This window comes from Actinoplanes sp. NPDC051537 (genome assembly GCF_055586105.1).
Window position 1 is genome coordinate 327,743 of the sequence record NZ_JBVJIU010000004.1, and the last position, 25,302, is coordinate 353,044.

Below are 25,302 nucleotides of genomic sequence, written 5' to 3' on the forward strand. Positions count from 1 at the left end.
GGTCGCCGCAATCCATTAGTCCGGTCAGCCGCCGGTGGTGATGACGCCGTCGAACTCGAACACCGGGTTCGGGACGTCGTGGCCGTCCTTGCCGGTGATGGTGGCCAGGCCGACGATCTTCGAGGGGCCGCCGGCGACGTACGTGGCGTCGGTCTTGACCGTCACCTCGAACTTGCCGTCCTGATGCTTTCCCTGGTTGTCGGTCCAGCTCATCATGCAGATCCAGTTCGGGCCGGCGCCGGTGTCGGCGACCTTCGGGCCGCCCTTGTCGCAGGCGGTGGTCGCGCCGACGGTGGCGGTCGTGATGCCGGGGATGCCGAGGATGCCGGCCTGCCGGACGTACAGGTTGGCGAACGTCGGAGCGAGCGCCCGCTCCAGGCCGGCCTTCGTGATCTCGGGGTGGCCGGCGGCGATGGTGGCCGCGACGGCGGCGCCGGTCGCGACCACGGCGGCGATGCGGATGACGTACGGGCGCATGGTCTAGCCTCCGGTGATGTCGCGGCGGCGCACCGAGACGTAGGCGCTCGCCAGGCAGATGAGGGTCCAGCCGGCGCTCACGGCCAGGCCGGTGAGCAGCGGCCCGTGGAACGGGTGCTCGGCGAACAGGCCGTGCCACGCCTCGAACGGCGTGGTGAGCAGCAGCTTGCGGGTCAGGTCGAGGCCGCCGACGCTGCCGAGCAGCTGCATGGCAAAGCCGATCACGACCGGCGCGGCGATGCCGAGGGCGGGATTGCGGGTACGCACGGAGAGCAGCAGCGCCAGCGAGGTGAACCCGATGATCGGCGGGATCGCGGTCGCCCACGCGGCGACGACCAGCCGCAGCGCCGCGCCCGAGGCGATGGTCTGCCCGGACAGGCCGGTCAGCGGCTGATCGCCGATGATCAGCAGGCTCGACCCGATCGTGCTCGCCGCGAAGACGGTCAGCACCAGCAGGTTGTAGAGCAGCGCGGTCAGCGTCTTGGCCCAGAAGACCTGGCCGCGGCCGACCGACCGGGTGAGGATCGTCTTCCAGGTGCCGTGCTGGTCCTCGGCCGCGAAGATGTCCCCGGCCACGACGGCGGCCAGCAGCGGCAGCACCCACTGGGCCGCGAAGGCGAGCATGAGCAGCGGCATCGCGTACCCGCTGAGGTGGATGAGCTTGCCGTAGATGGTGTCCGAGGGCGGCTGCTCCTGCCCGTTCAGGACGGCCACCACCACGATCGGGACGACCAGGGCGGCGGCGAGCAGGGCCCGGCTGCGGACCTGGGCGGCGAGCTTGACGACCTCCCAGCGCAGCGCGGCGCCGAGGCCGGGCCGCCGGGCCGGGGCCGGCGCCGGCCGGATCACGGTGGCGGTCATCGGACGGCCCCGGCGAGGTCGCGGTCGAGATCGGCTTCGGGCTCGGTCAGCATGAAGAACAACGCCTCCAACGGGGTTTCGCGGCGGGCCAGCGCGCGCATCGCGATGCCGCCGGCCACGACCTCGGCGACCAGCGCGTCGATCTCCGGCTGCGGGCCGCGCACGGCGAACCCGTGGTCGAGCCGGTTGACCTCGAGCCCGCGGGCCGCGGCCAGCCGGGCGGCGCGGTCGTCGTCGGTGGTCTGGATCTCGTGGGCCTGCTCCGGCGCCCGGGCGCGCAGCGCGGCGATCGAGCCGTGGTAGACGACCGCGCCGGTGCGCATGATCGTGACGTCGTCGCAGATCTCCTCGACCTCGCCCATGTCGTGGCTGGACAGCAGGACCGTCAGCCCGCTCGCGGCCAGCCGTTTGACCAGCGCCCGCATGTCGCGGATGCCGGCCGGGTCGAGGCCGTTGGCCGGCTCGTCCAGCACCAGCAGCCTCGGGTCGCGCAGCAGCGCGGCCGCGACGCCGAGCCGTTGCCGCATGCCGAACGAGTAGCCGCCCACCTTGTCGTGGGCGCGGTCGCGCAGGTCGACCGTCTCGAGGACCTCGTCGACCCGGGTCCGGCTCGCGCCGCCGTCGAGGCCGGCGAGCAGCCGCAGGTTCTTCCGGCCGCTCAGCCCGGGGTAGAACTTCGGGCTCTCGATGAACCCGGCCACCCCGTCCAGGGTGCCGACGCCGTCGCGGGCCCAGCCGCGGCCGAAGATCCGCAGGGTGCCCGCGTCGGGGCGGATCAGGCCGAACAGCATGCGCAGGAAAGTGGTCTTGCCGGCCCCGTTCGGGCCGAGCACCCCGTACACCTCACCCTGGCCGACCCGCACGCTGAGCCGGTCGACCGCGGTGAGCGTGCCAAAGGTCTTGGTGAGGTCGATAGCTTCGACCGCCAGCACGTCGCTCATGCCCGGCGACGCTAGGGATCGGGCATGAAGGTCACATGAAGCCGCGCCCGTACGAGCAGCGCACCCGCCGCCAGCAGCAGGGCGAGGACCCCGAAGCCGTACGGGAGACCGGCCGCCGTGGCGACGCCGGCGACCAGCAGCGGGCCGCCCGCGTCGCCCAGCTCCCGGCCCAGCTCGGCCGCGCCCATGGTCTGCCCGAGCCGCTCGGCGGGCGAGCCGGCGGCCAGCGCGGCGAACCCCAGCGGCGTGAGGAGCCCGGTTCCGGCGCCGATCAGGACCGCACCGGCGAGCACCCCGGCCACCCCCGGCAGCATCGCGGCGGCCGCCCCGGCGGCGGCGATCGCCAGGCCCGCGGTCAGGCCGGTTCGCAGCGGCAGGCGCCCGTCGTCCAGCGCCCGCCCGGCCCGCGGCTGCACCAGCGCCGCGGTCAGGGCCAGCACCGACACCGCGGCGCCGGTCGCGACCGGGCCCAGCCCGGCCGCCCGCCCCGACACCGGCAGGAAGCCCACCCCGACCGAGAGGGCGGCGGTGGCGGCGGCCAGCGCGCCGGTCGGGCCGAGGAACGCCGGGTCGGCCAGCCGGCGGGCCAGGTCGGCGAGCGTCTGCCGGGCCCGGGGGAGCGGCGGCACCGCGGGCACGGCCAGCAGCGCCCAGACCGCGACCGCGGCGCCGAGGGCGGTGAGCACCACGAACAGCAGCCGCAGGCCGCCGGCCCACACCAGCAGGCCGCCGAGCAGCGGCCCGGCCGTGTAGCCGATCGACTTGTAGAACCCGTACGAGCCGAACGCCCGTCCCCGCTTGGCCGCCGGGTTCAGGCGGGCGACCAGCGCCGACGCGGCGGGGGAGAAGGCCGAGGCGGCGGCGCCTTGCCCGAGCCGGGCCACCCACAGCCAGCCGGGGCTGTCGGCCACCACGTAGACGGCGGAGGCCAGCGCGAACGCGACCAGCCCGCCGAGCAGCACCGGCCGCGCCCCGACCCGGTCGGCGAGGCCGCCGAAGACCGGCTTGAGCAGCACCTCGGCGCCGTCGTAGAGGGCGAGCAGGCCGCCCAGCACCAGCAGCGAGGTGACCGGGCCGGCGCCGAGGTTGGCCGCGATCGCGTGGGCGCCGAACGCGGTGGTGAACCCGGCCGCGTACAAGGGCCACATCGGCATGATTCTCCCCGGCGAGCATGAAAGGCAGATGAAGCCCGTACGCAGCATGATGCACTGGCCGCGGTACGGCGGCACGCTCATCCGGCGAAGGGAGGAACGGCGGTGCGGGTGCTGGTGGTCGAGGACGAGCGGCGGCTGGCCGACCTGCTCGCCCGTGGCCTGCGCGAGGCCGGTCACGCCGCCGACGTGCGGCACACCGGCGGGGACGGGCTGCTGGCGGCGACCGGGGGCGAGTACGACGCCGTGGTGCTCGACGTGATGCTGCCGGGCCTCGACGGGCTGGCCGTCTGCCGCAAGCTGCGCGACCGCGGCGTACGGGTGCCGGTCCTCATGCTCACCGCCCGCGGCGAGATACCGGACCGCGTCGCCGGCCTCGACGCCGGCGCCGACGACTACCTGGGCAAGCCGTTCTCGTTCGACGAGCTGCTGGCCCGGCTGCGCGCCCTGCACCGGCGCAGCAGCGACCAGGCCGGCGCCGTGCTGGAGGCGGGCGATCTGCGGCTCGATCCGGGCACCCGGCGGGTGTTCCGGGACCAAACGGAGATCACCCTCTCGGCGCGCGAGTTCGACATCCTCGCCCTGCTGATGGGCCGGGCCGGGCAGTGCGTGACCCGCTACCAGATCCTCGACGAGGTCTGGGACGGCGAGACCGACCTGCGCTCGAACGTCATCGACGTCTACATCGCCTCGGTGCGGGCCAAGGTGGACAAGCCGTTCGACCGGCACGCGATCACCACGCTGCGCGGCGCCGGCTACCGGCTCGAGGCCGGCGGCGGGTGACGATGGGCTCGATTCCCCTGCGCGTACGCCTCATCGCCGCCTTCGCCGCCGCGATGCTGATCGTGCTCACCGCCGCCGGCGCGTTCGTCTACCTGCGGGTGCGGTACGCCCTCGACCTGCGCCTCAACGAGGACCTCGCGGCCCAGTCGACCCTGCTCGACCGCGCCGTCGCCGGCGGCGTCGCGCCCGCCCTCGCCCCCGGCACCGAATATCAGATCCTCGACGCCACCGGGCGCGTCCGGTCCGCCAGCCCCGGCCGCGCCGGCGCCGCGCTGCTGACCCCGGCCCAGGTCGCCCGGGCTCGCGCCGGCCCGCTGCACGCCGACCGCGGCGATCTCTTCCCGATCCGCGCCGGCACCCTGCGCCTCTACGCCGTTCCGCTCACCCGGTCGCCCTCGAGCCCCGCGACCGTGGCCGTTCTGGCGACCCGGCGGGACCAGCGCGACGAGGCCCTGCGCGAGCTGATCGGCCAGCTCGTCCTCGCCAACCTGGCCGCGCTGGCCGTCGCCTCGCTGGTCGGCTACCGGCTGACCCGCGCCGCGCTCGCGCCGGTCGAGCGCTACCGCACCGAGGCCGCCCGCATCGCCGCCGGCGCCACCGCCCTGCGCCTCGACGTGCCGGACCGGCGCGACGACGAGCTCAGCCGGCTCGGGCACACCCTCAACGACATGCTCGCCGCCCTCGACGCCGCGCTCGTGCGGGAGCGCCGCCTCGTGCACGACGCCAGCCACGAGCTGCGCACCCCGCTCACCCTGATCAGCACCGAGATCGAGCTCGCGCTGCGCCGGCCCCGGCCCGCGGCCGAACTCGAGGAGACGCTGCGCAACCTGGCCGCCGACACCGATCGGCTGCGGCGGCTGGCCGACACGCTGCTCGCCGTGGGCACGCCGGGCGCGCCGTCGACCACCGACACCGACCTGGCCGCGCTGGCCCGCGAGGTCGCCGTGCCCTACCCGGGCGTGCGCGTCGACGCGGCCGGCCCGGTGACGGTGCGGGCCGACCCGATCCGGCTGCGGCAGGTGCTCACCAACCTGCTGGACAACGCCGTGCGCCACGGCGCCGCGCCGATCACCGTCACGCTGCGGGTGGAGGGCGAGGTGGCGACGCTGGCCGTGCACGACGCCGGGGCGGGCATGGACCCGGACTTCCTGCCGCACGCGACCGAGCGGTTCACGCGGGCGGACACGGCGCGTACGACGGAAGGGTTCGGCTTGGGATTGTCGCTGGTCGAGACCATCGTTCTGGCGCACGGCGGGACGCTGCGGCTGTCGTCGGATCCGGGGCGGGGCACGACGGTCACGGTGTCGCTTCCGGTGGCCGGCGCATGAGCTTTCCGCCGCCTGGCTTCAGAACACGAGCACGATGACCACGCCGGCCGCCGCCGCGGCGAGGAGCGTCAGCACCGGGCCGTGGCGCAGCGGGAGGGCCAGGATCGCGGCGCCGGCCAGGACCGCGTACTGCCAGGGTTCGTCCAGGGCGCGGGCCAGCGGGATCGCCGAGCCGAGGATGGCGCCGATCGCGGCCGGGCCGGCGCCGTCGAGGAAGGCGCGCACGCGCGGGTCGGCGCGCAGCCGGTCGAAGCGGTCGGCGCCGAGCAGGATGAACGCGAACGACGGGCTGAACGCGACGACCGAGGCGAGCACGCCGCCGACCAGGCCCGCCGCGGCGTAGCCGACCACCGCCACGGTCTGCACGACCGGGCCCGGGGTGATCTGGCCGAGCGCGACGGCGTTGAGGAACTGCGCGTCGGTCATCCAGTGGTAGTGGCCGACGGCGTCGGCCTGCATGAGCGGGATGATGACGAAACCGCCGCCGTACGAGAGGGCGCCGACCTTGATCGCGACCCAGGCGACCGAGAGCAGGACGCCGCCGCCGAGGCCGGTCGCGGCCAGCACGGGCAGCGCCGGCCGTCGCGCCGGGCCGACCGGCAGGCGCTGGGCGAGCACCTCGGCCAGGCCGAGCGCGATCAGCAGCAGCACCAGCCAGGGGCCGACCGTCGCCGCCGCGCCGGCGCCGAGCAGCAGGTAGAGCACCCAGCGCGGGCGGCTGCCGGCCCGGCGCCAGCTCGGCGGCATGAGGCTCCAGCCGGCCTGCACGGCGACGGCGGCCACCGCGGCGCCGGCCCCGGCGCCGGCCGCCGTGACCCAGGCCGGCGGGTTGCCGGCGAGGAACAGCGCGGCCAGGGCGAGGATCACGACCAGGCCGGGCAGGATGAACGCCGCGCCGCCGACCAGCGCCCCGGCGCGGCCGCGCACCCGCCAGGCGCAGAAGATCGCCAGCTGGGTGGAGGCCGGCCCCGGCAGCAGGTTGCAGGCGGCGATGGCGTCCTCGAACTCCGCCGGGCTGATCCACTTCCGGTCGTCGACGCAGAGCTTGCGCAGCAGCGCGATGTGCGCGGGCGGCCCGCCGAAGCCGATGCACCCGATCCGGCCCCACTCCCGGAGCACGGTGCCGAGCGAGATCACAGCGTGTGCACCAGGTATCTGATGCGCCCGTCGAGCTCGCCGGCCACGGCGTCGAAGTCCGCACGGGCGACGGGCTCGGGCACACTCCAGTGGACGGTCTCGGCCGGGAACTCCGGGCACACTTCCCGCACCCGGTCGCAGAGGGTGACCACCCGATCGAAGCGCTCGCCCGCGAACTCGCTCAGGTGCTTGGCGCGGGCGCCGCTCACGTCGATGCCTCGCTCGGCCATGGCGTTCACCGCGTACGGATGAATCGCCTTGGGTTTGCTCCCGGCGCTGCAAGCCTCGACGCGGCCCGCCGTGCGCCGCCGCAGGAGCGCCTCGGCCATCTGCGAGCGCGCACTGTTCCCGGTGCAGAGAAACAACACGCGCCCGTACGCCGTGAGCCCCGCCCCGGGCGCCGACAGCCGCAGCCCCGGATGCAACGCGCCCCCCGTCTCCGCGAGAAGCGCCGAGCAGCGGCCCAGATCGAGCGAGTAGTACGTGTCCCGCCGATCCGCGCTGCTGCGCCGGGCCGTGACCAACTCCGCTTTCCGCAGCCGCGCCAGGTGGTAGGAGACGAGGTTTTGCGGCTGCCCGACCAGCGCCGTCAGCTCGTGCACCGACCGGTCGCCGCGGGCCAGCGCGCCCAGCAGCCGCCACCGCACCGGATGCCCGGCGGCGGCCAGGAAGACCGGGGGCTCAGTCATCGCCGCAGATTACATCAAACTGATTTGATGCAATACGGGGGCTGTCGTGGCCGATGGCGCTGCTCTGCTTACCGATACGCGCGCGCAGGCGCTGCTCTGCTTACCGATACGCGCGCGCAGGCGCAGCTCTGCTTACCGATACGCGCGCGCAGGCGCAGCTCTGCTCACCGATACGCGCGCGCAGGCGACGCCCGCAACCTGCGCACCTGCTCAGCCTGCTGGTCGCGTTCGGTGCCACCCTCGCTGAGCCGGTCCGGGCACCCGGCGGAGACCCACGGTTCGCCGAGATCGTGCGCCGGTACGGGCCGATCGACCGGCATTCCGCGATCTGCACCGTGCTCGACGTGCGCACGGGGCCACCCGACCTGAGACCTGGTGGCCGAGATGGCCGTAAACGCGTCCTACTGGCAAGCTGATCAATGGTCGACCCGCCATCTCACCCGGCAGTTCGCCCTCGGCGTGGTCTCCAGATGACGCCGGAAGGTCGGCTGCAACGCCCGGGTGCTGACGCAAGCCACCCCGGGGCCGTCGCCGACCAGGTCGCGGACGTGCGCACGGGGGTCGCGCCAGACCCGGCGTCGCGGGGCGTTGCCGGGCCCGCGCCCCTGAACCGCACCGGCTCGCCGGCCAGCCGGGTGAGCCGGGCCGGGCCGGGCGCCACGAACTCGACGTCGACCGTCCCGCCCAGCACCTGGCTCAGGTGGTACTCGGCGAGCGGGGTGCTCTCGGAGTCCCTCCCTGACGCGCCACTTTCGAGATCGCGGGCGGATGTGGTCGTCTGGATGACACCGCAGCCACACCCGCGCCGCGCACACTGTGGCCATGGGCGTTGACTTGGGAAGCGTGCAGCTCTACGCCGGACCGCCGGTTCTCGGCGCGCCGGACGATCTCGATCAGGTGATCCGGGACTTCATCGGCGGGGCGACCACGTCGTTGCTGATCGCCGTGCAGGAGCTGGACTCGCGGGCGATCGCCGAGGCCATCCTGGCGGCCAAGGCGCGCAAGGTCCGCATCCAGCTGATCCTCGAGGGCGACTACCTGGTCGAGGAGCCGCCGATCGCCAACCCGTGGAGCCTGGACGGACCCAACGAGGGCAACCGGGTGATCCACGGCGCGCTGCTGCGGGCGGGCGTCAACCTGGTGACCGACCTGAACCCGGCGATCTTCCACCAGAAGTTCATCGTCCGGGACTCGGGCAAGCCGACCGCCGCGGTGCTGACCGGCTCGACGAACTTCACGCTGACCGACACCGGCACCAACCCGGCCGACCAGCCGGGCAAGCCGGGCAACAACCTCAACCACATCGTGGTGCTGCACGGGCAGAAGGCCGCCGACCTCTACAAGGACGAGTTCGACCGGCTGCGCAGCGGCACGTTCGGCGCCCTGCACGAGCGCCGCGAGCCGCGGCCGGCCGAGTTCCGCCTCGGCAAGATCCGGGTCAAGCCGATCTTCGCGCCGGATCAGGGCCCGGAGATGGAGATCATGAAGCAGATGCTCAAGGCGAGCGAGCGGATCGACTTCGCGATGTTCACCTTCGCGCAGTCCTCCGGCATCGACGACACCATGGGCGTGCTGCTGCGCTCCGGAATTCCGATCCGCGGGGTGCTCGACCGCGGGCAGGGCAGCCAGAAGTGGGCGGCCACCCAGCCGTTGAAGGCGGCCGGCGCCGAGCTCTACGAGAACGCGCCCGGCACCGGCGTGCGCAAGGTGCACCACAAGCTCATGGTGATCGACCAGCAGCTGGTGATCGCCGGCAGCTTCAACTACACCGACCCGGCCAACACCCTCAACGACGAGAACATCGTGGTGCTGGGCGATCTCGAGGAGACCGACGACGACGCCAAGGTGGCCCAGAAGGAGCTGGCCGCGTACGCCCTCGCCGAGATCGACCGGATCATCATGAAGTTGTCCCGCCCGGTCTAGGTCAGCCGAGCAGGTCAGCCGAGCAGGGCGGCCAGCGGGTCGGCGTCGGCCGGCGGGTCGAACGACAGCCGGCCGGCCATGGCGATCATCATGGCCCGGTACTGCGGGCCGTGCTCGGCGAACGGGGTGGACAGCTCGAAGGTGACCAGCCGGTCGCCGGCGGCGGACGGGACGAACGCCTCCAGCTGCCACACCGGGGTCTCGGCGCCCTCGGCCAGCACGTGCTGACCCGGGATCGGCGGCGCCGGCAGCAGCAGCGTGTGCTCGAAGAACGCGACCGGCCCGTTCGGCAGGTCGAGGATGTCGGCCTGGCCGTGCTCGGCCGCCTCGGCCTTGCCGACCAGCAGGTCGCGCAGCACCAGGCGCGGGTTGCGCTCGCCCGGGAAGTCCAGCACCGCCGCGACCAGGGTGGACGTGATGACCTGGCCGTTGAGCGCGGACTGGTGGCGGCCGAGTCCGCAGTAGATCGCGTTGCGCTCGGCCAGCGCGATCAGGAAGACGTTGAGCGAGCGCAGCACGAAGTCGGCGGCCTGGCGCTGCTCGGGCGGGCCGAGCTCGTCGACGAGCTTGCGGGTCGTCTCGATGGTCTCCGGGATGTTCTCGAGCGGCAGTTCCGCGTACCCCTGGGGGATCGACAGCCAGATCGGCGCCGCCGCGTCAGTCGTCTCCGCCACCGGTCACTCCGTTCCACACCGTGCTGATCGTCTTCTTGGCCGAGCCGACCGACTTGTTGACGAAGTTGAGCCCGTCGGCGACCGCGCCGTCGAGGCGCTGCGCGCCCGGCTCGAGGATCCGCGCCGCCTCGAGCACGTTGCCGATCTTCGGGATCTTGGCGACCTGGTTCATCACGAACCCGGGGTCGTGCGCGACCGCGCTGCCGATGTCGACGATCGTCGGGAAGCCGCGGGCGCCCTCGGCGAACAGCTCACTGCCCGCCTTGATCGACTTGGTGGCGACGCCGACGCCGGGCACCAGGCCGATCACGTCGCCGCCGAGCTGGATCACCGAGCCCCAGTTGCCGGAGAAGTTGCCGTGCAGCACCTCGCCGAGGTCGCCCCGGACCTTCGGGTCGGCGAGCGTGGTGACCAGCGCGCCGGCCCCGGCCACCAGGGAGACGCCGAGCGCGATCGCGTCGATCGGCGGCGGCGTGCAGAGCGCGATCAGGCCGGAGATCGCCGAGATCGTGCTGAGCACGGCGTGGATGTCGTCGAGGTGGTCCATCACCCAGTCGCCGACCGCGTCGACGGCGTGCGCGATGCCCTGGCCGAGCCGGCTGAGCAGGCCCGGCTTGTGCGGGGCGAACTTGGCCGCGTCCTTGAGGGCGTCGGCCGCCCGGCTCGCCGCCTCGTCCCACTCGTCCTGCAGGTCGCGCGCCTTCTTGCGGATGCTCTCCAGCCGGTCCTCGGCCGCGTTCAGCCCCTCGGTCGCGTTGCGCAGGGCCAGGGCCGCGCTGTCCAGCCGCCGTTGCGCGCCCTCCAGCTCCTCGTTGGTCTCGAAGTACTGACCGGCGAGCTTGAGGTCGGGGTTGCCGGAGGCCTGCTGCTGCCGCTCGCGCGCCGCGTTCAGCTCCTGGACGGCCTGCGCCGCCTCCTGCTCGAGCGCGGTCGCGCGCTGCTGGAAGCCGGCCAGCGAGCCACCCCAGCCGCGCAGCGTGGACATCGCCTGGTTGAGCGACTGGTTGGCCTTGCCCAGGTCCTCGATCAGGGTGGAGTTCAGGTGCTGGCGGAACGCGTCGCCGGCCTCGCCCTGCCACACCGACGACTGGTCGTTGCGCAGCCGGTTCATCAGGTCGTTGGCCTGCTGCATCGACGTCGCGGCCGTGTTGATCTTCGTTTGCAGCGCCGACACGCTGTCGACGTTTCCCGGGCAAGGATCAAAACCCAGGTTCGGGTACGTCGCGGTAGCCCCCATGAATGTGTCCCTTCCCCCGGCTCAGCGGGACCTTCCGAATCGTGCCGGTCCGCCGGGCCGGTAGAGCCGCGCCTCGGCCGCCCACGGCGCTTTGCCGCTCGGCTTGTCGGGCTGCTCGGTGTACCAGCGGCGGTACTTGTCCAGCAGGTCCCAGTCGACGAACTGATACGGCGGCGGCAGCTGGCCGGCCGCCCCCGACCGCAGCGCCGCGATGCCGTCCCGCAGCGCCAGGTGGTTGAGCCACGGGTTCCAGCTGAACCGGATGTCCGCCCCCGCGCCCGGCAGGCGGTAGACGCCGATCGTGGCCGGGCTGCCGGCGAACTCGACCGCGCCGCCGGGCTGCACCAGGGCCTCGGGCCGGTCGTACGGCTTGCCGGCCATCCGGGCCAGCCGGGGCTGCGCGTAGAGCTCGCCGAGCCGTTGCCCGCTGTGCGGGTCGAACAGCTGGAACGTCTCCTCGTTGCGCGCCCAGCGGTACGACTCCCAGGCGTCGAAGGTCAGCACGCCCTTCCAGGGGTTCGCCTCGGACTGCCAGCGGCCCCACCGGTAGTTGAGCCGTTGCCAGGGCAGCGCGGCCAGCAGCGACCAGGTGTCCTGGGCGTTGGCCAGCGCCTCCTTCTCGTGCTTGCCGCCGGACGCGGCCGCCGACTCGAGCGACGGGAGGGCGGCGGCGAGCTGGGCGGCCAGGTTGGGGTCGGTCGCCAGCGCCGAGCCCGGGCGGATCTGGTCGGGGGGTGCCATGGTCGCGCTCCTGGGGTCAGCCGGCGTGGTTGAGCTGGGCACCGGCCTGCCCGACGATGCCCAGTGGCTGGCCGAGCGTCTTCACGGCGTCGGAAATCGCCGTATCCGTCCCGGTGTACGCCTGCTGCACGTCGCGGACCGCGTCGGTGGTCTCGGTGACCAGCTCGCCGAGCTGCTTGGACCCGTACTCCCAGCAGTGCTGGAAGTCCCCGGCGGCGTCGTTGAGCTTGCCGTTGCCGATCTCGGTGTCGTTACCGGAGAGCAGTTTGGGCAGGTCGGCGAGGTGTTGCTGGGCCTGCTGGAGGGTGGTCATGTATTGCCCCAGCGTGTCCAGCTCGACCTGGAAGAACTCCGCCATGTCCCACCGCCCCGTCCGACTCCGATTTCGTCACCGTGAGTAGGTCGGGACAGTACCAAACCCGGGCAGCCCGAGTGAGCCTGGTCGATCCGGCGTCAGCGCGGCGGCTCGCTGTCCCGGCCCGCTCCGGCGCGGAACCGGACGGTCTTGTGGGTGCCGTCGCAGAACGGCTTGATCGCGGAGCGGCCGCAGCGGCAGAGGGCGATCGTGTCCCGGCCGGGCTCGATCGGCTCACCGTCCGGGGTCCGCAGATCGAAGTCCCCGCGCACGATGAGCGGCCCGTCCTCGTACGGTGTGATGGTCGCCGGCATGCCGCCATGGATCCCCGGCCACCGCGTGATCAAACCCGCCGTTTAGCTGGTCCGGCGGCGGGAATCCGCCGGTCCATGAAACTTCCCGCCCCGCGTGGCACCGTGTCGGCCGCCGTGATCGACGCGCTCGGCGGCACGGCGGCCACGCTGCCGCCAGTGGCCGAGCCGGACGACGACGAGGACCTCCAGCTGGCGCTGTTCGTCTGCTACGAGCTGGCCTACCGGTCGTGGGACGGCGTCGACGACGCCTGGGAGTGGGATCTGGATCTGCTTCGGTTACGCGCCGATCTGGAAAATCAATTCGAGGCGGACGTACGCGTCATGGCCGGCCCGCCGCAGGCAGCCGACCCGGCTTCGGTGCCGTCCGGCCTGGCCGGGATCGTCGCCGCCGACGACGGTCCGTCGCTCTCGAAGTACCTGCGCGGCCGGGCCACCCACGAGCAGTTCCGCGAGTTCGTCACCCACCGCTCGATCTACCACCTGCGCGAGGCCGACCCGCACACGTGGGCCATCCCCCGGCTGAGCGGCCGGGCCAAGGCGGCGCTGATCGAGGTGCAGCTCGACGAGTACGGCGGCGGGGTCACCGACCGGATGCACCAGGAGCTGTTCAAGAAGACGATGTCCTGGTTCGGCCTCGACCTGACCTACGGCGCCTACGTCGAGGCGGCGCCCGCCCCGACGCTGGCGGTGAACAACCTGATGTCGCTGTTCGGCCTGCGGCGGGCGAACCGCGGCGCGCTGCTGGGACACCTGGCCGCGTACGAGATGACGTCGTCCCTGCCGAACCGGGCCTACGCGAACGGCCTGCGCCGTCTGGGCGGCGACCGCGACGCGACGGCGTTCTACGACGAGCACGTCGAGGCCGACGCCGTGCACGAGCAGATCGCCGCCCACGACCTGTGCGGAAGTTTCGCCCGCGCCCAGCCGGAGCTGGCCGGCCAGGTCCTGTACGGCGCCCGCTGCGCCCTCGCGCTGGACAACCGCTGGGCACAGGCCGTGCTGGACGCGTGGGCGGCGGGCCGCTCGTCGTTGCGCGACTGAGCCGTCGACGCCGGCCGCCCGGATCGCCGTACGCGCGCGTCACTTTGGCAGCTCGCCCCTCGGGATTACCGCTATCATTATTGATATCGGTGGGGAGGGCTCATGGCGTCGGCGGATCTGCTGCTGCATCCGGTCCGGTTGCGGATCGTGCAGGCGTTCCTCGGCGACCGCGCGCTGACCACCGGCGCGCTGGCCGCCGAGCTGCGCGACGTGCCGCACGCGACCCTCTACCGCCAGGTGGCGCGGCTGGCCGAGGCCGGCGTGCTGCAGGTCGCCGGCGAGCAGTCGGTCCGCGGCGGGGTCGAGCGGACGTACGTGCTGCGCGCCGGCGCCGCCCTGATCACCGCCGACGAGGTCGCCGCGATGAGCCGTGACGAGATGCGGCAGGCGTTCCTCGCCTTCGTGGCCGGCCTGCTCGGCGACGTGGACCGCTACCTGGCCCGTGACGACGTCGACCCGGCCCGCGATCGCGCGAGCTTCCGCCTGGCCGGGCTCTGGCTCGACGACGACGAGTTCGCCACCCTGCTGCGCGACCTGCTGGTCGTGCTGCAACCGGCCGCGGCCAACCCGCCGCGCCCCGGCCGCCAACGCCGCATCCTCGCCACCGTGCTCCTGCCCGGCGACGAGCCACGCGACGAGCCCCCCGACGAGCCACCTGACGAACCGAGGACATCATGAGCGTCGCGGAAAAGCTGCTCGGCCTGCTGCGAGAGGAACGGTTCGCGGAGATCCACGAGATGTTCCCGCCGAACCTGCGCCCGATGGTCGCGCCCGGGACCCTGAAGGCGGTGTGGGAGGCCGAGCTCGCCCGGCACGGCGCGCTTTCCTCCTTCGGCACGCCGGTGAGCGAGCCGGCCGGACCCGCGGCCGGCCTGATCCGGGTGCCGGTGACGTTCGCGCACGGCGCGGCGACGCTGATCGCCACCGTCAGCGACGACGGCTGGCTGACCGGCCTCCAGGTGGCCGCCCCCGCCGCCGCCGAGCCGACCCGGCCGTGGGAGCCGCCGGCCTACGCCGGGGACGCCGCGCCGGTCGAGCGGGAGGTGACGGTCGGGACCGGCCCGCTCGCCGTGCCCGGCACGCTCGCCCTGCCCGCGACCGGCGAGACCCGCGCCGCCGTGGTCCTGCTCGCCGGCTCGGGCCCGCTCGACCGCGACGAGACCATCGGGCGCAACAAGCCGTTCAAGGACCTGGCCTGGGGCCTGGCCGCGGCCGGCGTCGCCACGCTGCGGTTCGACAAGGTCACGTACGCGCACCCGGCCGAGGTCGGCCGAACCGAGTCCTTCACGGTCGACGACGAATACCTGCATCACGCCCGGGCCGCGGTGGAGCTCCTGCGTGAGGCCCACGACCGGGTCTTCGTGCTCGGCCACAGCCTCGGCGGCACCGTCGCGCCGCGGGTGGCCGCCGCCGACCCGTCCGTCGCCGGCCTGATCCTGCTCGCCGGCGGGGCGCAGCCGATGCACTGGTCGGCCGTCCGGCAGTTCCGCCACCTCGGGGCCGCCCCCGAGGTCGTCGAGGCGGTGACCGCGCAGGCGCGGGCCGTGGACAGTCCCGGCCTGTCGGCCGAGACGCCGGCCTCGTCGCTGCCGTTCGGCGTCCCCGCCGCGTACTGGCTCGGCCTGCGCGGCTACGACCCGGCCGCGGCCGCCGCCGCGCTGGGCAAGCCGATCCTGCTTCTCCAGGGCGGCCGCGACTACCAGGTCACCGTCGACGACGACCTGGCCCTCTGGAAGGCGGCGCTGGACGGCCACCACGGCGTGACCGTTCACGTCTACGACGCCGACAACCACCTGTTCTTCCGCGGTTCGGGCCCGTCGACGCCGGCCGAGTACGAGCCGGCCCAGCACATGGACCCGGCCGTCGTCGCCGACATCGCCGCCTGGGTCACCGTCGGCTCCGGGCACGGTCCCGGACGGCACGGTTCCGCCGCCGGGACGGAGATGCAGTGACCGCCGAGCACGTTCGGACCGGGAGCAGGTGGGGTACACGTCCCGCATCGAGCCGATGAGGGAGGCAACATGTCCGTGGTGGTCACCGGGGCCAGTGGCGGCGTCGGGCGGGCGGTAGCGCGCCGGTTCGGAGCTCGTGGCGAGAAGGTCGCGCTGCTCGCGCGGGGCGAGAAGGGCCTCGAGGCGGCGGCCGAGGAGATCCGCGCCGCCGGCGGGACGGCGCTGCCGCTGCCGGTCGACGTCGCCGACTACGCCGCCGTGGACACCGCGGCGGCCAAGGCGGAGAGCGAGCTCGGCCCGATCGACATCTGGGTCAACGTGGCGTTCTCCTCGGTGTTCGCGCCGTTCACGCAGATCACGCCGGACGAGTTCCGGCGGGTCACCGAGGTCAGCTACCTCGGTTACGTGTACGGCACGCACGCCGCCCTGGCCCGGATGAAGCCGCGCGACCGCGGCGCGATCGTGCAGGTCGGCTCGGCGCTGGCCTACCGGGGCATCCCGCTGCAGACCGCCTACTGCGGGTCCAAGCACGCCATCCAGGGCTTCCACGAGGCGCTGCGGTGCGAGCTGCTGCACGAGCACAGCGGCGTGCACACCACGATGGTGCAGCTGCCGGCCGTGAACACCCCGCAGTTCTCCTGGCTGCGCTCGCGCCTGCGCCGGCACGCCCAGCCGGTGGCGCCGATCTACCAGCCCGAGGTGGCCGCCCAGGCGATCGTCTACGCGGCCGACCACCCGCGCCGCCGGGAGTACTGGGTGGGCGCCTCGACCGCGGGAACGCTGCTGGCCAACGCCGTCGCGCCGGGCATTCTCGACCGCTATCTCGCGCGTACCGGAATCGACTCGCAGCAGACCGACCAGCCGCACGACCCCAAGGCGCCCGGCAACCTGTGGGAGCCGGCCGACGACGCCGGCGGCCACGACTTCGGCGCGCACGGCGAGTTCGACGACAAGTCCAAGTCCCGCAGCTTCCAGGTCTGGGCGTCGCAGAACCACGCGCTGCTCGGCGGCCTCGCCGGCACGGTCGCCGCGCTCGGCCTCGGCGCGCTGGCCCGACGGGCCAGGTGACTCCGGGCGAACGGAACGTTGCGGTAACTTGACCCGAAGCTCGCGGGAAGGGACTGGATGGAAGCGGTCGACAGTCCGTTCGAGGAACTGCTGCTGCGCGTCAAGGAACTGCGCGGCTTCGACTTCACCGGCTACAAGAGGTCCAGCCTCAGGCGCCGGGTCGACCGCCGGATGACTCAGGTCGCCATCGACTCGTACGGGGAGTACCGGGACTATCTGGAGGTCCACCCCGGCGAGTTCACCGCGCTGTTCAACACCATCCTGATCAACGTCACCGGCTTCTACCGCGACGCCGGCGCCTGGGACCACCTGCGCTCCGGCGTGCTGGAGCCGCTGCTCGAGACCAAGCCGGCGGACGAGCCCGTCCGGGTCTGGAGCGCCGGGTGCGCCTCGGGCGAGGAGGCCTACACCCTGGCCATGACGCTGTGCGAGATCCTCGGCCTGGAGCGGTACCGCGAACGGGTGAAGATCTACGCCACCGACGTGGACGAGGAGCAGCTGGCCGAGGCGCGGCACGGCAGCTACGGGCAGCGGGCCGTCGCCGGGGTGCCGCCGCAGCTGCTGGAGCGCTACTTCGAGCCGACCGGCAATCGGTACGTGTTCCGCAAGGACCTCCGCCGTACCGTCATCTTCGGCCGCAACGACCTCGTGCAGGACGCCCCGATCTCCCGGGTCGACATCCTGACCTGCCGCAACACGCTGATGTACTTCACCGCCGAGACGCAGGCGCGGATCCTCGGCCGGTTCCACTTCGGCCTGCTCGACGGCGGCGTGCTCTTCCTCGGCAAGGCCGAGATGCTGGTCAGCCACGGGCACCTGTTCGTGCCGGCCGACCTCGAGCGCCGCATCTTCCGCAAGGTGTCCCACTCGCCGGTCGGCGCGGCCTTCGGAGAACCGTCGTCGAAGTCCGGCCGCACCCCGCTCGCCGGCCTCGACCAGCTGCGTCACGCCGCGCTGCTGGCCAACCCGCTGGCCCAGATCGTGGTCACGGCGTCCGGCGTGGTCGCCTTCAGCAACCGCAACGCCAACGAGCTGTTCGGCCTGGCGGCGTGCGACGTGGGTCGTCGCCTCCAGGACCTCGAGCTGTCCTGCCGGCCGGTCGAGCTGTGCAAGCACATCGATCAGGCGCAGGCCGACCGGAGCTCGCTGCGCGTGTCCGACGTCGAGTACACCCGCTCGCCGGGCGACACCGTCCATCTCGACGTGCAGGTGAGCCCGCTGTTCGACGCCGAGGCCGGCCTGCTCGGCGTGACGGTGATCTTCCACGACACGACCGGGGCCCGGCGGCTGCGGGCCGAGCTCGGGCACGCGAACAGCGAGCTCGAGGCGGCGTACGAGGAACTCCGGTCGACCAACGAGGAACTCGAGACGACCAACGAGGAGCTGCAGTCCACGGTCGAGGAGCTGGAGACCACCAACGAGGAGCTCCGGTCGGCCGACAAGGAGCTCGAGACGATGAACGAGGAGCTGCAGTCGGCCAACGACGAGCTCCGGAGCATCAACGAGCAGCTGCGCCGCAGCAGCCGGGAGCGGGACGACGCGAACGCGTTCCTCGACGCCATGCTCGGCGGCCCGCGTGCCGGGATCGCGGTGGTCGACCGTGACCTGCGAGTCCGGGTGTGGAACCGGGAGGCCGAGAACCTGTGGGGGCTGCGGCCGGCCGAGGCGGTCGGCGAGCACCTGCTCGACCTCGACATCGGGCTGCCCGTCGACCGGCTGCACCCGCTGGTGCGGCAGGCGCTGACCGGCGACCGGAACGTGGACGACGTCGAGCTGCGGGCGGTCAACCGACGGGGACGGGCGATCACCGTACGGGTGGCCTGCAGTCCCCTGGCCGGATCGGAGGGGCCGGCCGGCGCCGTCATCGCGATGGAAGCGGGGGAGTTTGGCGCGCGCTGCGCGGGGCATCCCCCGGGGCGGACGGAGGTGTGATCGATGGTCGGGTCGCTCGGCTGGACGGTGCACGATCACGACGGGCACACCGTGGTCGCCGTGCGCGGCCGTCTCGACCTGCGCGGCGCCTCCGCACTGCGTGACGTTCTCCTGAAATGCCTGGCCGAGCAGCCGTACGCGCTGCTGGTCGAGATGTCGGCGGTCGAGCTGTGCGACGAGGCCGCCCTGTCGGTCCTCACCGTCGTCGTCCAGCAGGCCGCGCAGTGGCCGGGCACCCCGCTCCTGGTCTGCGCCCCTCGGCCGGACATCGCCGAGCTGCTCGGGCGCGGCCGGTACGGCAAGCTCCCGGTCTACCGCGACCTCGGGGAGGGCCGGCGAGCGATCGGCGACGGCCGGGCCGTCGTGCCCTCGATCAAGGACAACCTGTTCCCCGCGCCGGGCGCCATCCGGTACGCCCGCAACCTGGCCACCGAGGCCTGCGCCACCTGGGGCCTGCCCGAGCTGATCGGCCCGGCCAGCCTGGTGACCAGCGAGCTGGTCACCAACGCCGTCGAGCACGCGGGCACGATGATGACGGTCCAGTTCACCGGCAGGACGCGATCCATCCACCTTGCCGTACGGGACGGCTCGCCCCAGGCTCCGGTGCTGGCCGACCGGGTCGGCGCCGGCGACAAGGGCCGCGGCCTCATGCTGGTGAACAGCGTCGCCACGCGCTGGGGATGGCTGCCCTCGAAGGACGGCAAGGTCGTCTGGGCCACGCTGGCCGGGTGAGCGTCAGGCCTCGATCAGGTCCTGCAGACCCGAGGCGATGACGATCCGGGACGCGTACGCCTGAAGCCCCGTCACCCGCATCGCGATGCCCCGCACCCGGGCCGCCTCGTGCACCGCCACCAGCACCCCGATGCCGGCCGCGTCCAGCAGCGGCACACCGGACAGGTCGAGCCGCAGGCTGCACATCCGGGCGCCGTCGCGTACCGCCGCCATCAGCTCGTCCCGCAGGTAGCCGGCGTTGTCCCGGTCGATCTCGCCGGTCACCCGGGCCGCGATCGAGTCGCCCCGACAGGTGGCGGACAGCGCGAGCCGGTGGTCGGTCTCGTCGGCGCCGTTCCACACCGGCGGGACGTCACTGAGCATCGCCTGCCGCAGCCAGGCCAGCGCCCGGGCCAGCAGCCGCGACACGTGCATCTGGGAGACGCCGAGCTCGCGGGCGATGTCGGCCTGGCTGCGGTTGCCGTAGAAGCGCAGCGCCAGGATCCGGCGCTCGCGCTCCGGCAGCCGGCAGATCAGCCGCTCCACGCTGGTCCGGTCGTCGACCAGCCCGAGCCCGGGATCCTCGGCGCCGAGCAGGTCACCCGCCTCGGCGCCGTGATAGCCGTCGGCCTCGGCGTTCAGCGACCCCGGCGTGTACGCGGCGCCCGAGATCTCCGCCTCGCGCACGTCGGCCACGCCGATGCCGACCCGGGCGGCGACCTCCTCGTCGCTGGGCCGGCGGGACAGCTCGGCGGTGAGCGCCGACCGGGCCTGGCCGACCTCGAGGCTGAGGTCCTGAAGCCGCCGCGGCACGTGCACACCCCAGCCGTGGTTGCGGAAGTGGCGCTTGATCTCGCCGGTGATGGTGACGATCGCGTACGCGGTGAACGAGCCGCGCTCCGGGTCGTACCGGTTGACCGATTTCACCAGCCCCAGCCGCGCCACCTGCTCCAGGTCCTCCGCGGGCTCGCCGCGCCCGCGGTAGCGCCGGGCCAGCCGCCGCGCGAACGGCAGCGCCACGCCGACGAAATCGGAGCGCAGGCGCCGGCGGGTCGGGTCGTCGGCGCCGTCGCAGGCACGGGTGTATGCGGCCGCGGCGGCGTCCAGATCCTCCAGCGGTTCGAGCTCACCGGCGATCGGCATGCGCAGACTCCCTCGTCGCGACTCCTTGCCGAGTGTCAACCACGCAACGTTTCCCGGGTACCGGATTCGCAAACATCCCCACGATGAGCGTCTTGTCCGGTTGTGGTCCGCCGGGTGGGTGACCGTTTCGGCGGCGTCGTCGCCCGCCGGTTATCCGCGCGGATCGATGGGTACCGGGCAGGCGTGAGCGACGAGGGCGGAAGCTTCAAGACGGTGCTGGTGGCGGTGGCCGCGAACCTGGCCATCGCGGTGGCGAAGATCGTGGCGGCGCTGCTGACCGGGTCGGCGTCGATGTGGGCCGAGGCCCTGCACTCGGTCGCCGACACCGGCAACGAGGTGTTGCTCTTCGTCGGGCTGCGCAAATCGGCGGGCGGGCCCGACCCGCAACGGCCGTTCGGCTACGGGCAGGAGCGCTACTTCTGGGCGTTCCTGGCGGCGCTCGGCATCTTCCTGGTCGGCGGCACCCTGTCGATCGGGGAGGGCGTGCGCAGCCTGCTGCTGCCCGAGCCGGTCGAGTCGCTGTGGGTCGGCATCGGCGTGCTGGTGGTGGCGGCCGGCTTCGAGAGCTGGTCCTGGCACACCGCCCACCAGCAGCTGCGCCGCGACGCCCGGGAGAAGCAGCGCTCGGTGGTCGAGCACCTCAGCCGCGCCTCCGACCCCAGTGCCACCACCGTCTTCCTGGAGGACACCGCGGCGCTGATCGGCCTGGCCATCGCGCTCGTGTCGCTGGTCCTGCACGCCGTGACCGGCTGGGCGGCCTGGGACGCGATCGGCAGCATCCTGATCGGCCTGCTGCTCATCGTGGTGGCGTTCCTGCTCGCCCGCCGGGCCAAGGGACTGCTGCTGGAGGAGGCCGCGCCCGAGGACGTGGTCGAGCCGATCCGCCGCCGGGTCGCCGGCGCCGACTGGGTGGGCGCGACCACGGTGAGCGCGGTCTACGTCGGGCCGTCCCGGCTGCTGGTCAACGTCGAGGTGGCGCCCCGCGAGGGCGGCGACCTGGTCGCGAAGGTCGACCGGATGCGCGACGACCTGCTGTCCGACCCGGCGATCGCCCACGTGACGGTCACGCCGACCCGATCGGATCGGGACGGCCGCTCTGGGTAACATCTCCGGAGATTGCAGGGAGCTGAGAAATGCCCGGTCACTACCGCACGCGCTGACCCGTCGTCATCGCGTGCTGCCCCGAAACGTGCGGCACGTCGCCCTCCACCCGCGAAGGTGTGCCTCACCGTGCCCGCGCTTCTGCTCGCCTGCCTGGCCTATCTCAGCTCGGCCCTGCCCGGATCCACCCTCGGCCTGCTGTGGCCGTCCATTCGCACCGACCTCCACCAGCCCGTCGCCGTCCTCGGCCTCCTCATCGTGTTCGCCGTCGGCGTCTCGGTGGCGGCCAGCGCCGCGACCGGGCGGCTGCTCGCCCGGCTCCCGGCGGGCACGGTGCTCGCCGCGGGCATCGCGCTGACCGGGATCGCGCTCGCGGCCGAGTCCCTGGCACCGTCCATCGTGGTCTTCGCCGCCGGCATGCTGCTGTTCGGCGCCGGCTGGGGAGCGGTCGACGCGGCGCTCAACGCGTACGCCGCCCGGCATTTCGGCGCCCGGCGCATCAACTGGATGCACGCCGCGTACGGGCTCGGCGCCACCCTCGGCCCGGCGGTCGCCACCCTGATGCTCGGCCACGCGCTCAGCTGGCGCTGGGTCTACGGCGTCATGGGGATCGCCCAGCTCGTCGTCGCCGCCGGATTCGCCCTGACGATCCGGGCGTGGCTCAGCGTCGCCGCCCCGGCATCGGCGCCACCGGCCCGGCCCCGGCGCTCGAAGGTGGTCGCCGGCTCACTCGCCTTCACCGCCGTCGAGGCCGGCATCGAGGGCGCGGCGGGCATCTGGGGCTACGTGTTCCTGACCGGCGGGCGCGGTCTGGCGCCGGCGGTGGCCGGGCTGGTCGTCTCGGCGTACTGGGCCATGATGTTCGTGGGCCGGGTGGTGCTCGGCGCCGTCGCCGAGCGTCTCGGCGCGCGCCGCGTCCTGGCCGTCGCGGTCGCCGGCGTGTGCGGGGGCGCCGCGCTGATGACCGGCCCCGGCATGGTGGCGGCGGCCGGCCTCATCGTGGTCGGCCTGGCCGCCGCTCCGGTCTTCCCGCTGTTCACGCTGACCACCGCCGAGCGAGGCGGCAACGCCGAGACGATCGGCCTGCAGGTCGCGGCGTCGGCGGTCGGGTCGGCGGCGCTGCCGGCCGGGATCGGGCTCGCGATCGGCGCCATGGGCGCCGCGGTCCTCGCCCCGCCGCTACTCCTTTTGAGCCTGGCCATGTGCGGCGTCTACGCGGCCGTCTCCCGCTGATGCCCGCAGATGGAACGCCGCCCACGTGCGGAAGGGCCGCCACCGCGGCGCGACCTCCTCGAGCGTCGTGCCCGCGCCGTACCGCTCGGCCACCACCGCCCGCAGCCGCGCCTCGTGCTGCGGCACCGCGTCCGGGTGGCCGGCGCCGCGGACCACCACGAGCTCGGCGGCGAACGGCCCCAGCCCCTTCACCTCACGCACCTGCGCGACCGCCGCCTCGGCGTCGAGCTCCCGGAGCCGCCCGCCGTCGAGGATCCCGTCGAGGGCGGCCTCGGCCACCGCGCGCAGATATTCGGCCTTGCGGCCGGGCAGGTCGAGCTCCAGCGTGCGCAGCCGGCCCGGCGCGGGAAAGGCGCCGCCGTCCCCGTGAGCCTCGATCAAAGCGGCCCGGAGGTTCGCGGCCTGGGCGATCCGGATGCGCTGGGAGAGGACCGCCCACACCGCCGCCTCGTACGGTGAGTGGAACCCGCACGGGCGCAGACCGGGCAGCAGCCGCTGGATCGCCCCGATGACCGGGTCGCGCTCGCCGACCGCCGGCCACCCGGTGCCGTCGACGTCGAGCGACAGGAACCGGGCCGTCTGCACGGCGGCCGCCTCGAGGTCGCCGTCGCCGCCCACCGTGAGATGCGCGGTGGCCCCGTCCTGCCGCACCGCCACCTCGGCCCGCGACCAGTCCCGGTCGACGCGAAAGACCGTCCGGAGGTCCCCGGGCCGATGCGTCAGGGCGGCCGGCGTGAAGTCTTCCCAGAAGGCCCGGCACGCCGCCAGCGACCACGGTCCGGCCACCTCACGTACGGCGGTGATCTGCATGATCTCAGCGTAGGCCGTTCGCCATGTCGATCAGGTGGCCGAGCACCGCCTCGCCCGAGGTGCGCAGGCCGTCGTGCTCGTGCTCGTTCGTCACCCACGTGCGGACGTTGCCCACGGCCGCCGCCGTCGCCAGCGACAACCCCGCGTCCACGTACATGTCGTCGGCGTAGACCGCGGCCACCACCGGCACCTCGTTGGCCGCCAGCCGTTCCCGGTCGTACAGCACCGGCCAGTCCCCGGTCGCGGCCAGAATCTCGGCCGCCTCGGCGAACGGGCACAACGCGGCGATCTCCTCGAACATCCAGGGGTACATCATCTCGCCGGTGAACAGCAGCGGGTCGGCGCCGGCCGCGAACGCCGGATGCTGGTCCAGAGCCCGGGACGCGGCCCATCCGGTCGGCCCGTTGGCCTGGCCGTAGCAGTACTCCTGCAGCGCGAACAGGGGCTGGTCGATGAAGCCGGTGCGGGTCATCACCTCGTACCGGAACGTGTCCGACAGCCTCGAACCATGCCAGGCCTCGTCGAGCAGCCAGTGCACGTCGGCGTACCCGTAGCTCATGCCGAAAGCGTTGCCCAGGGTGCGAAGGCGCGCCACGGTGAGCCGGTCCCCGTCGGGCAGCCGCACGTCGTCGGACGCCAGGTGGTCCGCGATCCGCCGCACCGCCGCCCGATCGCCCGGAAACGCTTGGTAGAACTCGGCATTCTTGGCCGCCACCCGCGGATAGGTGCGCGCGTAGATTTCGTCGGCGGTCGCGGTCAGCCCGGGCAGCCCGCCGGTGACGTAGCAGGTGCGCAATCCCTGCGGCGCCGCCGACAGGTAGGCCATCGTGATGAATCCGCCGTAGCTCTGCCCGAGCGTGTCCCACTGGGCGCCGCCCGCGACGCGCTCCCGCAGGATCTCGGCGTCGGCCACGATGCTGTCGGCCCGGAACAACGTCAGATACGAGGCCAATTCCGCGCCCGTACGCCCACCAGCCGTCCCGGCGACGATGGCGGTGCTCCGGCCGGTGCCCCGCTGGTCGAGCAGCAGCACCCGATGCGTCTCGACGGCCCGGCCGATCCAGCTCTCGGCCCGCACCGGCCGCGGCGACTTCCCGCCCGGCCCGCCCTGCAGATAGAGCAGCCACGGCAGATCCTCGCCGGCCCGGCCGGCCGCCACCACCTCGCGCGCGAAGACCTCGATGGTCCCGTTCCCCGGCCGCGCGTGGTCGAGCGGCACGGTGACGGTGTGGTCGGTGAAGCGCAGCCCCGGGTGAGCGATCATGAGCCTCAGCCTAAGGTCCGGCCGGGCATCGGCTCGGCGATCGCCGCCCGCCAGGCCGGCGAGCCGAACGGGTCGCCGAAGTACTGCGTCTCGTGCGCCACGAGCCCACCCTCGAACTCCATGACGCTCACCGAGTAGCTCGGCGCCCCGTCGTACGTGATGACGCACTCGCTCACCCAGAGCCGCCCGCCGCCGCTGATCCGCCGGACCGTGAAGTGCCGGTCGGCCGGGTGCCCGCCGCGCTGCGCCGCGATCGTCGCCCGGCCGCGGAACCGCTCGCCCGACTGGGGATAGTCGAGGATCGCGTCCTCGGCGTAGATGGCGTGCTCGGCCTCGGTCTCCCCGGCCTCCGACGCCCGCCAGTGCTCCTCGATCGCCGCCCTGATCTCCTCGTCCATCTCTCGATTAGACCCCGGGTTGTCATACCGTGCTCCGA

At 73.3% G+C, this 25,302-nt stretch carries 26 protein-coding genes; 11 read left to right on the plus strand and 15 right to left on the minus strand.

What is annotated here, in order from left to right; all coding sequences use genetic code 11:
• Positions 1–24: 24 nt before the first annotated feature.
• The 4 genes from ACZ6TB_RS11255 to ACZ6TB_RS11270 are packed head-to-tail and all read right to left on the minus strand — an operon-like array spanning position 25 to position 3,427.
• Complete coding sequence (locus tag ACZ6TB_RS11255; RefSeq protein WP_465553138.1) at positions 25–477, minus strand: hypothetical protein; 453 nt, start codon at positions 475–477, stop codon at positions 25–27.
• A gap of 3 nt (positions 478–480) precedes the next feature.
• Positions 481–1,338, minus strand: coding sequence for an ABC transporter permease (locus ACZ6TB_RS11260; protein ID WP_465553140.1), 858 nt, complete (start codon positions 1,336–1,338; stop codon positions 481–483).
• Positions 1,335–2,279: an ABC transporter ATP-binding protein gene (locus ACZ6TB_RS11265; RefSeq protein ID WP_465553142.1), complete on the minus strand. Its 945-nt coding sequence runs from the start codon at positions 2,277–2,279 to the stop codon at positions 1,335–1,337. The genes ACZ6TB_RS11260 and ACZ6TB_RS11265 overlap by 4 nt, the downstream gene beginning before the upstream one ends.
• A gap of 11 nt (positions 2,280–2,290) precedes the next feature.
• Positions 2,291–3,427: an MFS transporter gene (locus ACZ6TB_RS11270; RefSeq protein WP_465553144.1), complete on the minus strand. Its 1,137-nt coding sequence runs from the start codon at positions 3,425–3,427 to the stop codon at positions 2,291–2,293.
• A 108-nt stretch (positions 3,428–3,535) separates the two neighbouring features.
• On the opposite strand from ACZ6TB_RS11270, the gene ACZ6TB_RS11275 reads away from it, so the two are divergent.
• The gene (locus tag ACZ6TB_RS11275) at positions 3,536–4,213 is read left to right on the plus strand and encodes a response regulator (protein ID WP_465553146.1); all 678 of its coding nucleotides are present in this window, start codon (positions 3,536–3,538) and stop codon (positions 4,211–4,213) included.
• Between the two features lie 2 nt (positions 4,214–4,215).
• On the plus strand, positions 4,216–5,541 hold the full coding sequence (locus tag ACZ6TB_RS11280; RefSeq protein ID WP_465553148.1) for a sensor histidine kinase: 1,326 nt from the start codon (positions 4,216–4,218) through the stop codon (positions 5,539–5,541).
• A gap of 18 nt (positions 5,542–5,559) precedes the next feature.
• Here the strand turns inward: ACZ6TB_RS11280 and chrA are convergent, their stop codons facing one another.
• Positions 5,560–6,678: a chromate efflux transporter gene (gene chrA, locus ACZ6TB_RS11285; protein ID WP_465553150.1), complete on the minus strand. Its 1,119-nt coding sequence runs from the start codon at positions 6,676–6,678 to the stop codon at positions 5,560–5,562.
• Positions 6,675–7,367 (minus strand): arsenate reductase/protein-tyrosine-phosphatase family protein, encoded by a 693-nt coding sequence (locus ACZ6TB_RS11290; protein WP_465553152.1) that lies wholly within the window; start codon positions 7,365–7,367, stop codon positions 6,675–6,677. Before ACZ6TB_RS11290 ends, chrA begins: the two co-directional genes overlap by 4 nt.
• Positions 7,368–8,189: 822 nt before the next feature.
• On the opposite strand from ACZ6TB_RS11290, the gene ACZ6TB_RS11295 reads away from it, so the two are divergent.
• Positions 8,190–9,290, plus strand: a complete 1,101-nt coding sequence (locus ACZ6TB_RS11295) for a phospholipase D-like domain-containing protein (protein WP_465553154.1) — start codon at positions 8,190–8,192, stop codon at positions 9,288–9,290.
• A 14-nt stretch (positions 9,291–9,304) separates the two neighbouring features.
• Here the strand turns inward: ACZ6TB_RS11295 and ACZ6TB_RS11300 are convergent, their stop codons facing one another.
• The 5 genes from ACZ6TB_RS11300 to ACZ6TB_RS11320 all read right to left on the minus strand — a co-directional run bounded on the left by ACZ6TB_RS11300 (position 9,305) and on the right by ACZ6TB_RS11320 (position 12,611).
• A complete protein-coding gene (locus ACZ6TB_RS11300; protein ID WP_465553156.1) occupies positions 9,305–9,964 on the minus strand; it encodes a hypothetical protein in 660 nt (219 codons plus the stop codon).
• On the minus strand, positions 9,948–11,201 hold the full coding sequence (locus ACZ6TB_RS11305) for a putative T7SS-secreted protein (RefSeq protein WP_465553158.1): 1,254 nt from the start codon (positions 11,199–11,201) through the stop codon (positions 9,948–9,950). The genes ACZ6TB_RS11300 and ACZ6TB_RS11305 overlap by 17 nt, the downstream gene beginning before the upstream one ends.
• Before the next feature lie 21 nt (positions 11,202–11,222).
• Complete coding sequence (locus ACZ6TB_RS11310; protein ID WP_465553160.1) at positions 11,223–11,942, minus strand: hypothetical protein; 720 nt, start codon at positions 11,940–11,942, stop codon at positions 11,223–11,225.
• A 16-nt stretch (positions 11,943–11,958) separates the two neighbouring features.
• Positions 11,959–12,300 carry a hypothetical protein gene (locus ACZ6TB_RS11315; RefSeq protein WP_465553162.1) on the minus strand — a complete coding sequence of 114 codons (342 nt, stop codon included), beginning with the start codon at positions 12,298–12,300 and terminating at the stop codon, positions 11,959–11,961.
• 95 nt (positions 12,301–12,395) lie between these two features.
• A complete protein-coding gene (locus ACZ6TB_RS11320) occupies positions 12,396–12,611 on the minus strand; it encodes a CDGSH iron-sulfur domain-containing protein (RefSeq protein ID WP_465553164.1) in 216 nt (71 codons plus the stop codon).
• A gap of 75 nt (positions 12,612–12,686) precedes the next feature.
• Here ACZ6TB_RS11320 and ACZ6TB_RS11325 point away from each other — a divergent pair, with 75 nt between their 5' ends.
• From ACZ6TB_RS11325 to ACZ6TB_RS11350, 6 genes are all read left to right on the plus strand, one after another.
• A complete protein-coding gene (locus ACZ6TB_RS11325; RefSeq protein WP_465553166.1) occupies positions 12,687–13,652 on the plus strand; it encodes an iron-containing redox enzyme family protein in 966 nt (321 codons plus the stop codon).
• A gap of 102 nt (positions 13,653–13,754) precedes the next feature.
• Positions 13,755–14,330 carry a helix-turn-helix domain-containing protein gene (locus ACZ6TB_RS11330; protein ID WP_465553168.1) on the plus strand — a complete coding sequence of 192 codons (576 nt, stop codon included), beginning with the start codon at positions 13,755–13,757 and terminating at the stop codon, positions 14,328–14,330.
• On the plus strand, positions 14,327–15,604 hold the full coding sequence (locus ACZ6TB_RS11335) for an alpha/beta hydrolase (protein ID WP_465553170.1): 1,278 nt from the start codon (positions 14,327–14,329) through the stop codon (positions 15,602–15,604). The genes ACZ6TB_RS11330 and ACZ6TB_RS11335 overlap by 4 nt, the downstream gene beginning before the upstream one ends.
• 69 nt (positions 15,605–15,673) lie before the next feature.
• Positions 15,674–16,672 carry an SDR family oxidoreductase gene (locus ACZ6TB_RS11340; RefSeq protein WP_465553172.1) on the plus strand — a complete coding sequence of 333 codons (999 nt, stop codon included), beginning with the start codon at positions 15,674–15,676 and terminating at the stop codon, positions 16,670–16,672.
• A gap of 57 nt (positions 16,673–16,729) precedes the next feature.
• A complete protein-coding gene (locus ACZ6TB_RS11345; protein ID WP_465553174.1) occupies positions 16,730–18,604 on the plus strand; it encodes a CheR family methyltransferase in 1,875 nt (624 codons plus the stop codon).
• 3 nt (positions 18,605–18,607) lie between these two features.
• On the plus strand, positions 18,608–19,336 hold the full coding sequence (locus ACZ6TB_RS11350; protein WP_465553176.1) for an ATP-binding protein: 729 nt from the start codon (positions 18,608–18,610) through the stop codon (positions 19,334–19,336).
• Between the two features lie 3 nt (positions 19,337–19,339).
• Here ACZ6TB_RS11350 and ACZ6TB_RS11355 read toward each other — a convergent pair whose 3' ends face one another.
• The gene (locus ACZ6TB_RS11355) at positions 19,340–20,458 is read right to left on the minus strand and encodes a sigma-70 family RNA polymerase sigma factor (protein ID WP_465553178.1); all 1,119 of its coding nucleotides are present in this window, start codon (positions 20,456–20,458) and stop codon (positions 19,340–19,342) included.
• 183 nt (positions 20,459–20,641) lie between these two features.
• On the opposite strand from ACZ6TB_RS11355, the gene ACZ6TB_RS11360 reads away from it, so the two are divergent.
• Positions 20,642–21,562, plus strand: a complete 921-nt coding sequence (locus ACZ6TB_RS11360) for a cation diffusion facilitator family transporter (RefSeq protein ID WP_465553180.1) — start codon at positions 20,642–20,644, stop codon at positions 21,560–21,562.
• A 126-nt stretch (positions 21,563–21,688) separates the two neighbouring features.
• Positions 21,689–22,792 carry an MFS transporter gene (locus ACZ6TB_RS11365; protein ID WP_465553182.1) on the plus strand — a complete coding sequence of 368 codons (1,104 nt, stop codon included), beginning with the start codon at positions 21,689–21,691 and terminating at the stop codon, positions 22,790–22,792.
• Here the strand turns inward: ACZ6TB_RS11365 and ACZ6TB_RS11370 are convergent.
• From ACZ6TB_RS11370 to ACZ6TB_RS11380, 3 genes are read right to left on the minus strand one after another with little or no spacing between them, the layout of a single operon-like run.
• Entirely contained in the window at positions 22,739–23,602 is an 864-nt protein-coding gene (locus ACZ6TB_RS11370; protein WP_465553184.1) for a DNA-3-methyladenine glycosylase family protein, read from the minus strand. The genes ACZ6TB_RS11365 and ACZ6TB_RS11370 overlap by 54 nt on opposite strands.
• Before the next feature lie 4 nt (positions 23,603–23,606).
• Positions 23,607–24,866, minus strand: coding sequence for an alpha/beta fold hydrolase (locus ACZ6TB_RS11375; RefSeq protein ID WP_465553186.1), 1,260 nt, complete (start codon positions 24,864–24,866; stop codon positions 23,607–23,609).
• Between the two features lie 5 nt (positions 24,867–24,871).
• Positions 24,872–25,264: a nuclear transport factor 2 family protein gene (locus ACZ6TB_RS11380; RefSeq protein WP_465553188.1), complete on the minus strand. Its 393-nt coding sequence runs from the start codon at positions 25,262–25,264 to the stop codon at positions 24,872–24,874.
• Between the last annotated feature and the right edge of the window lie 38 nt (positions 25,265–25,302).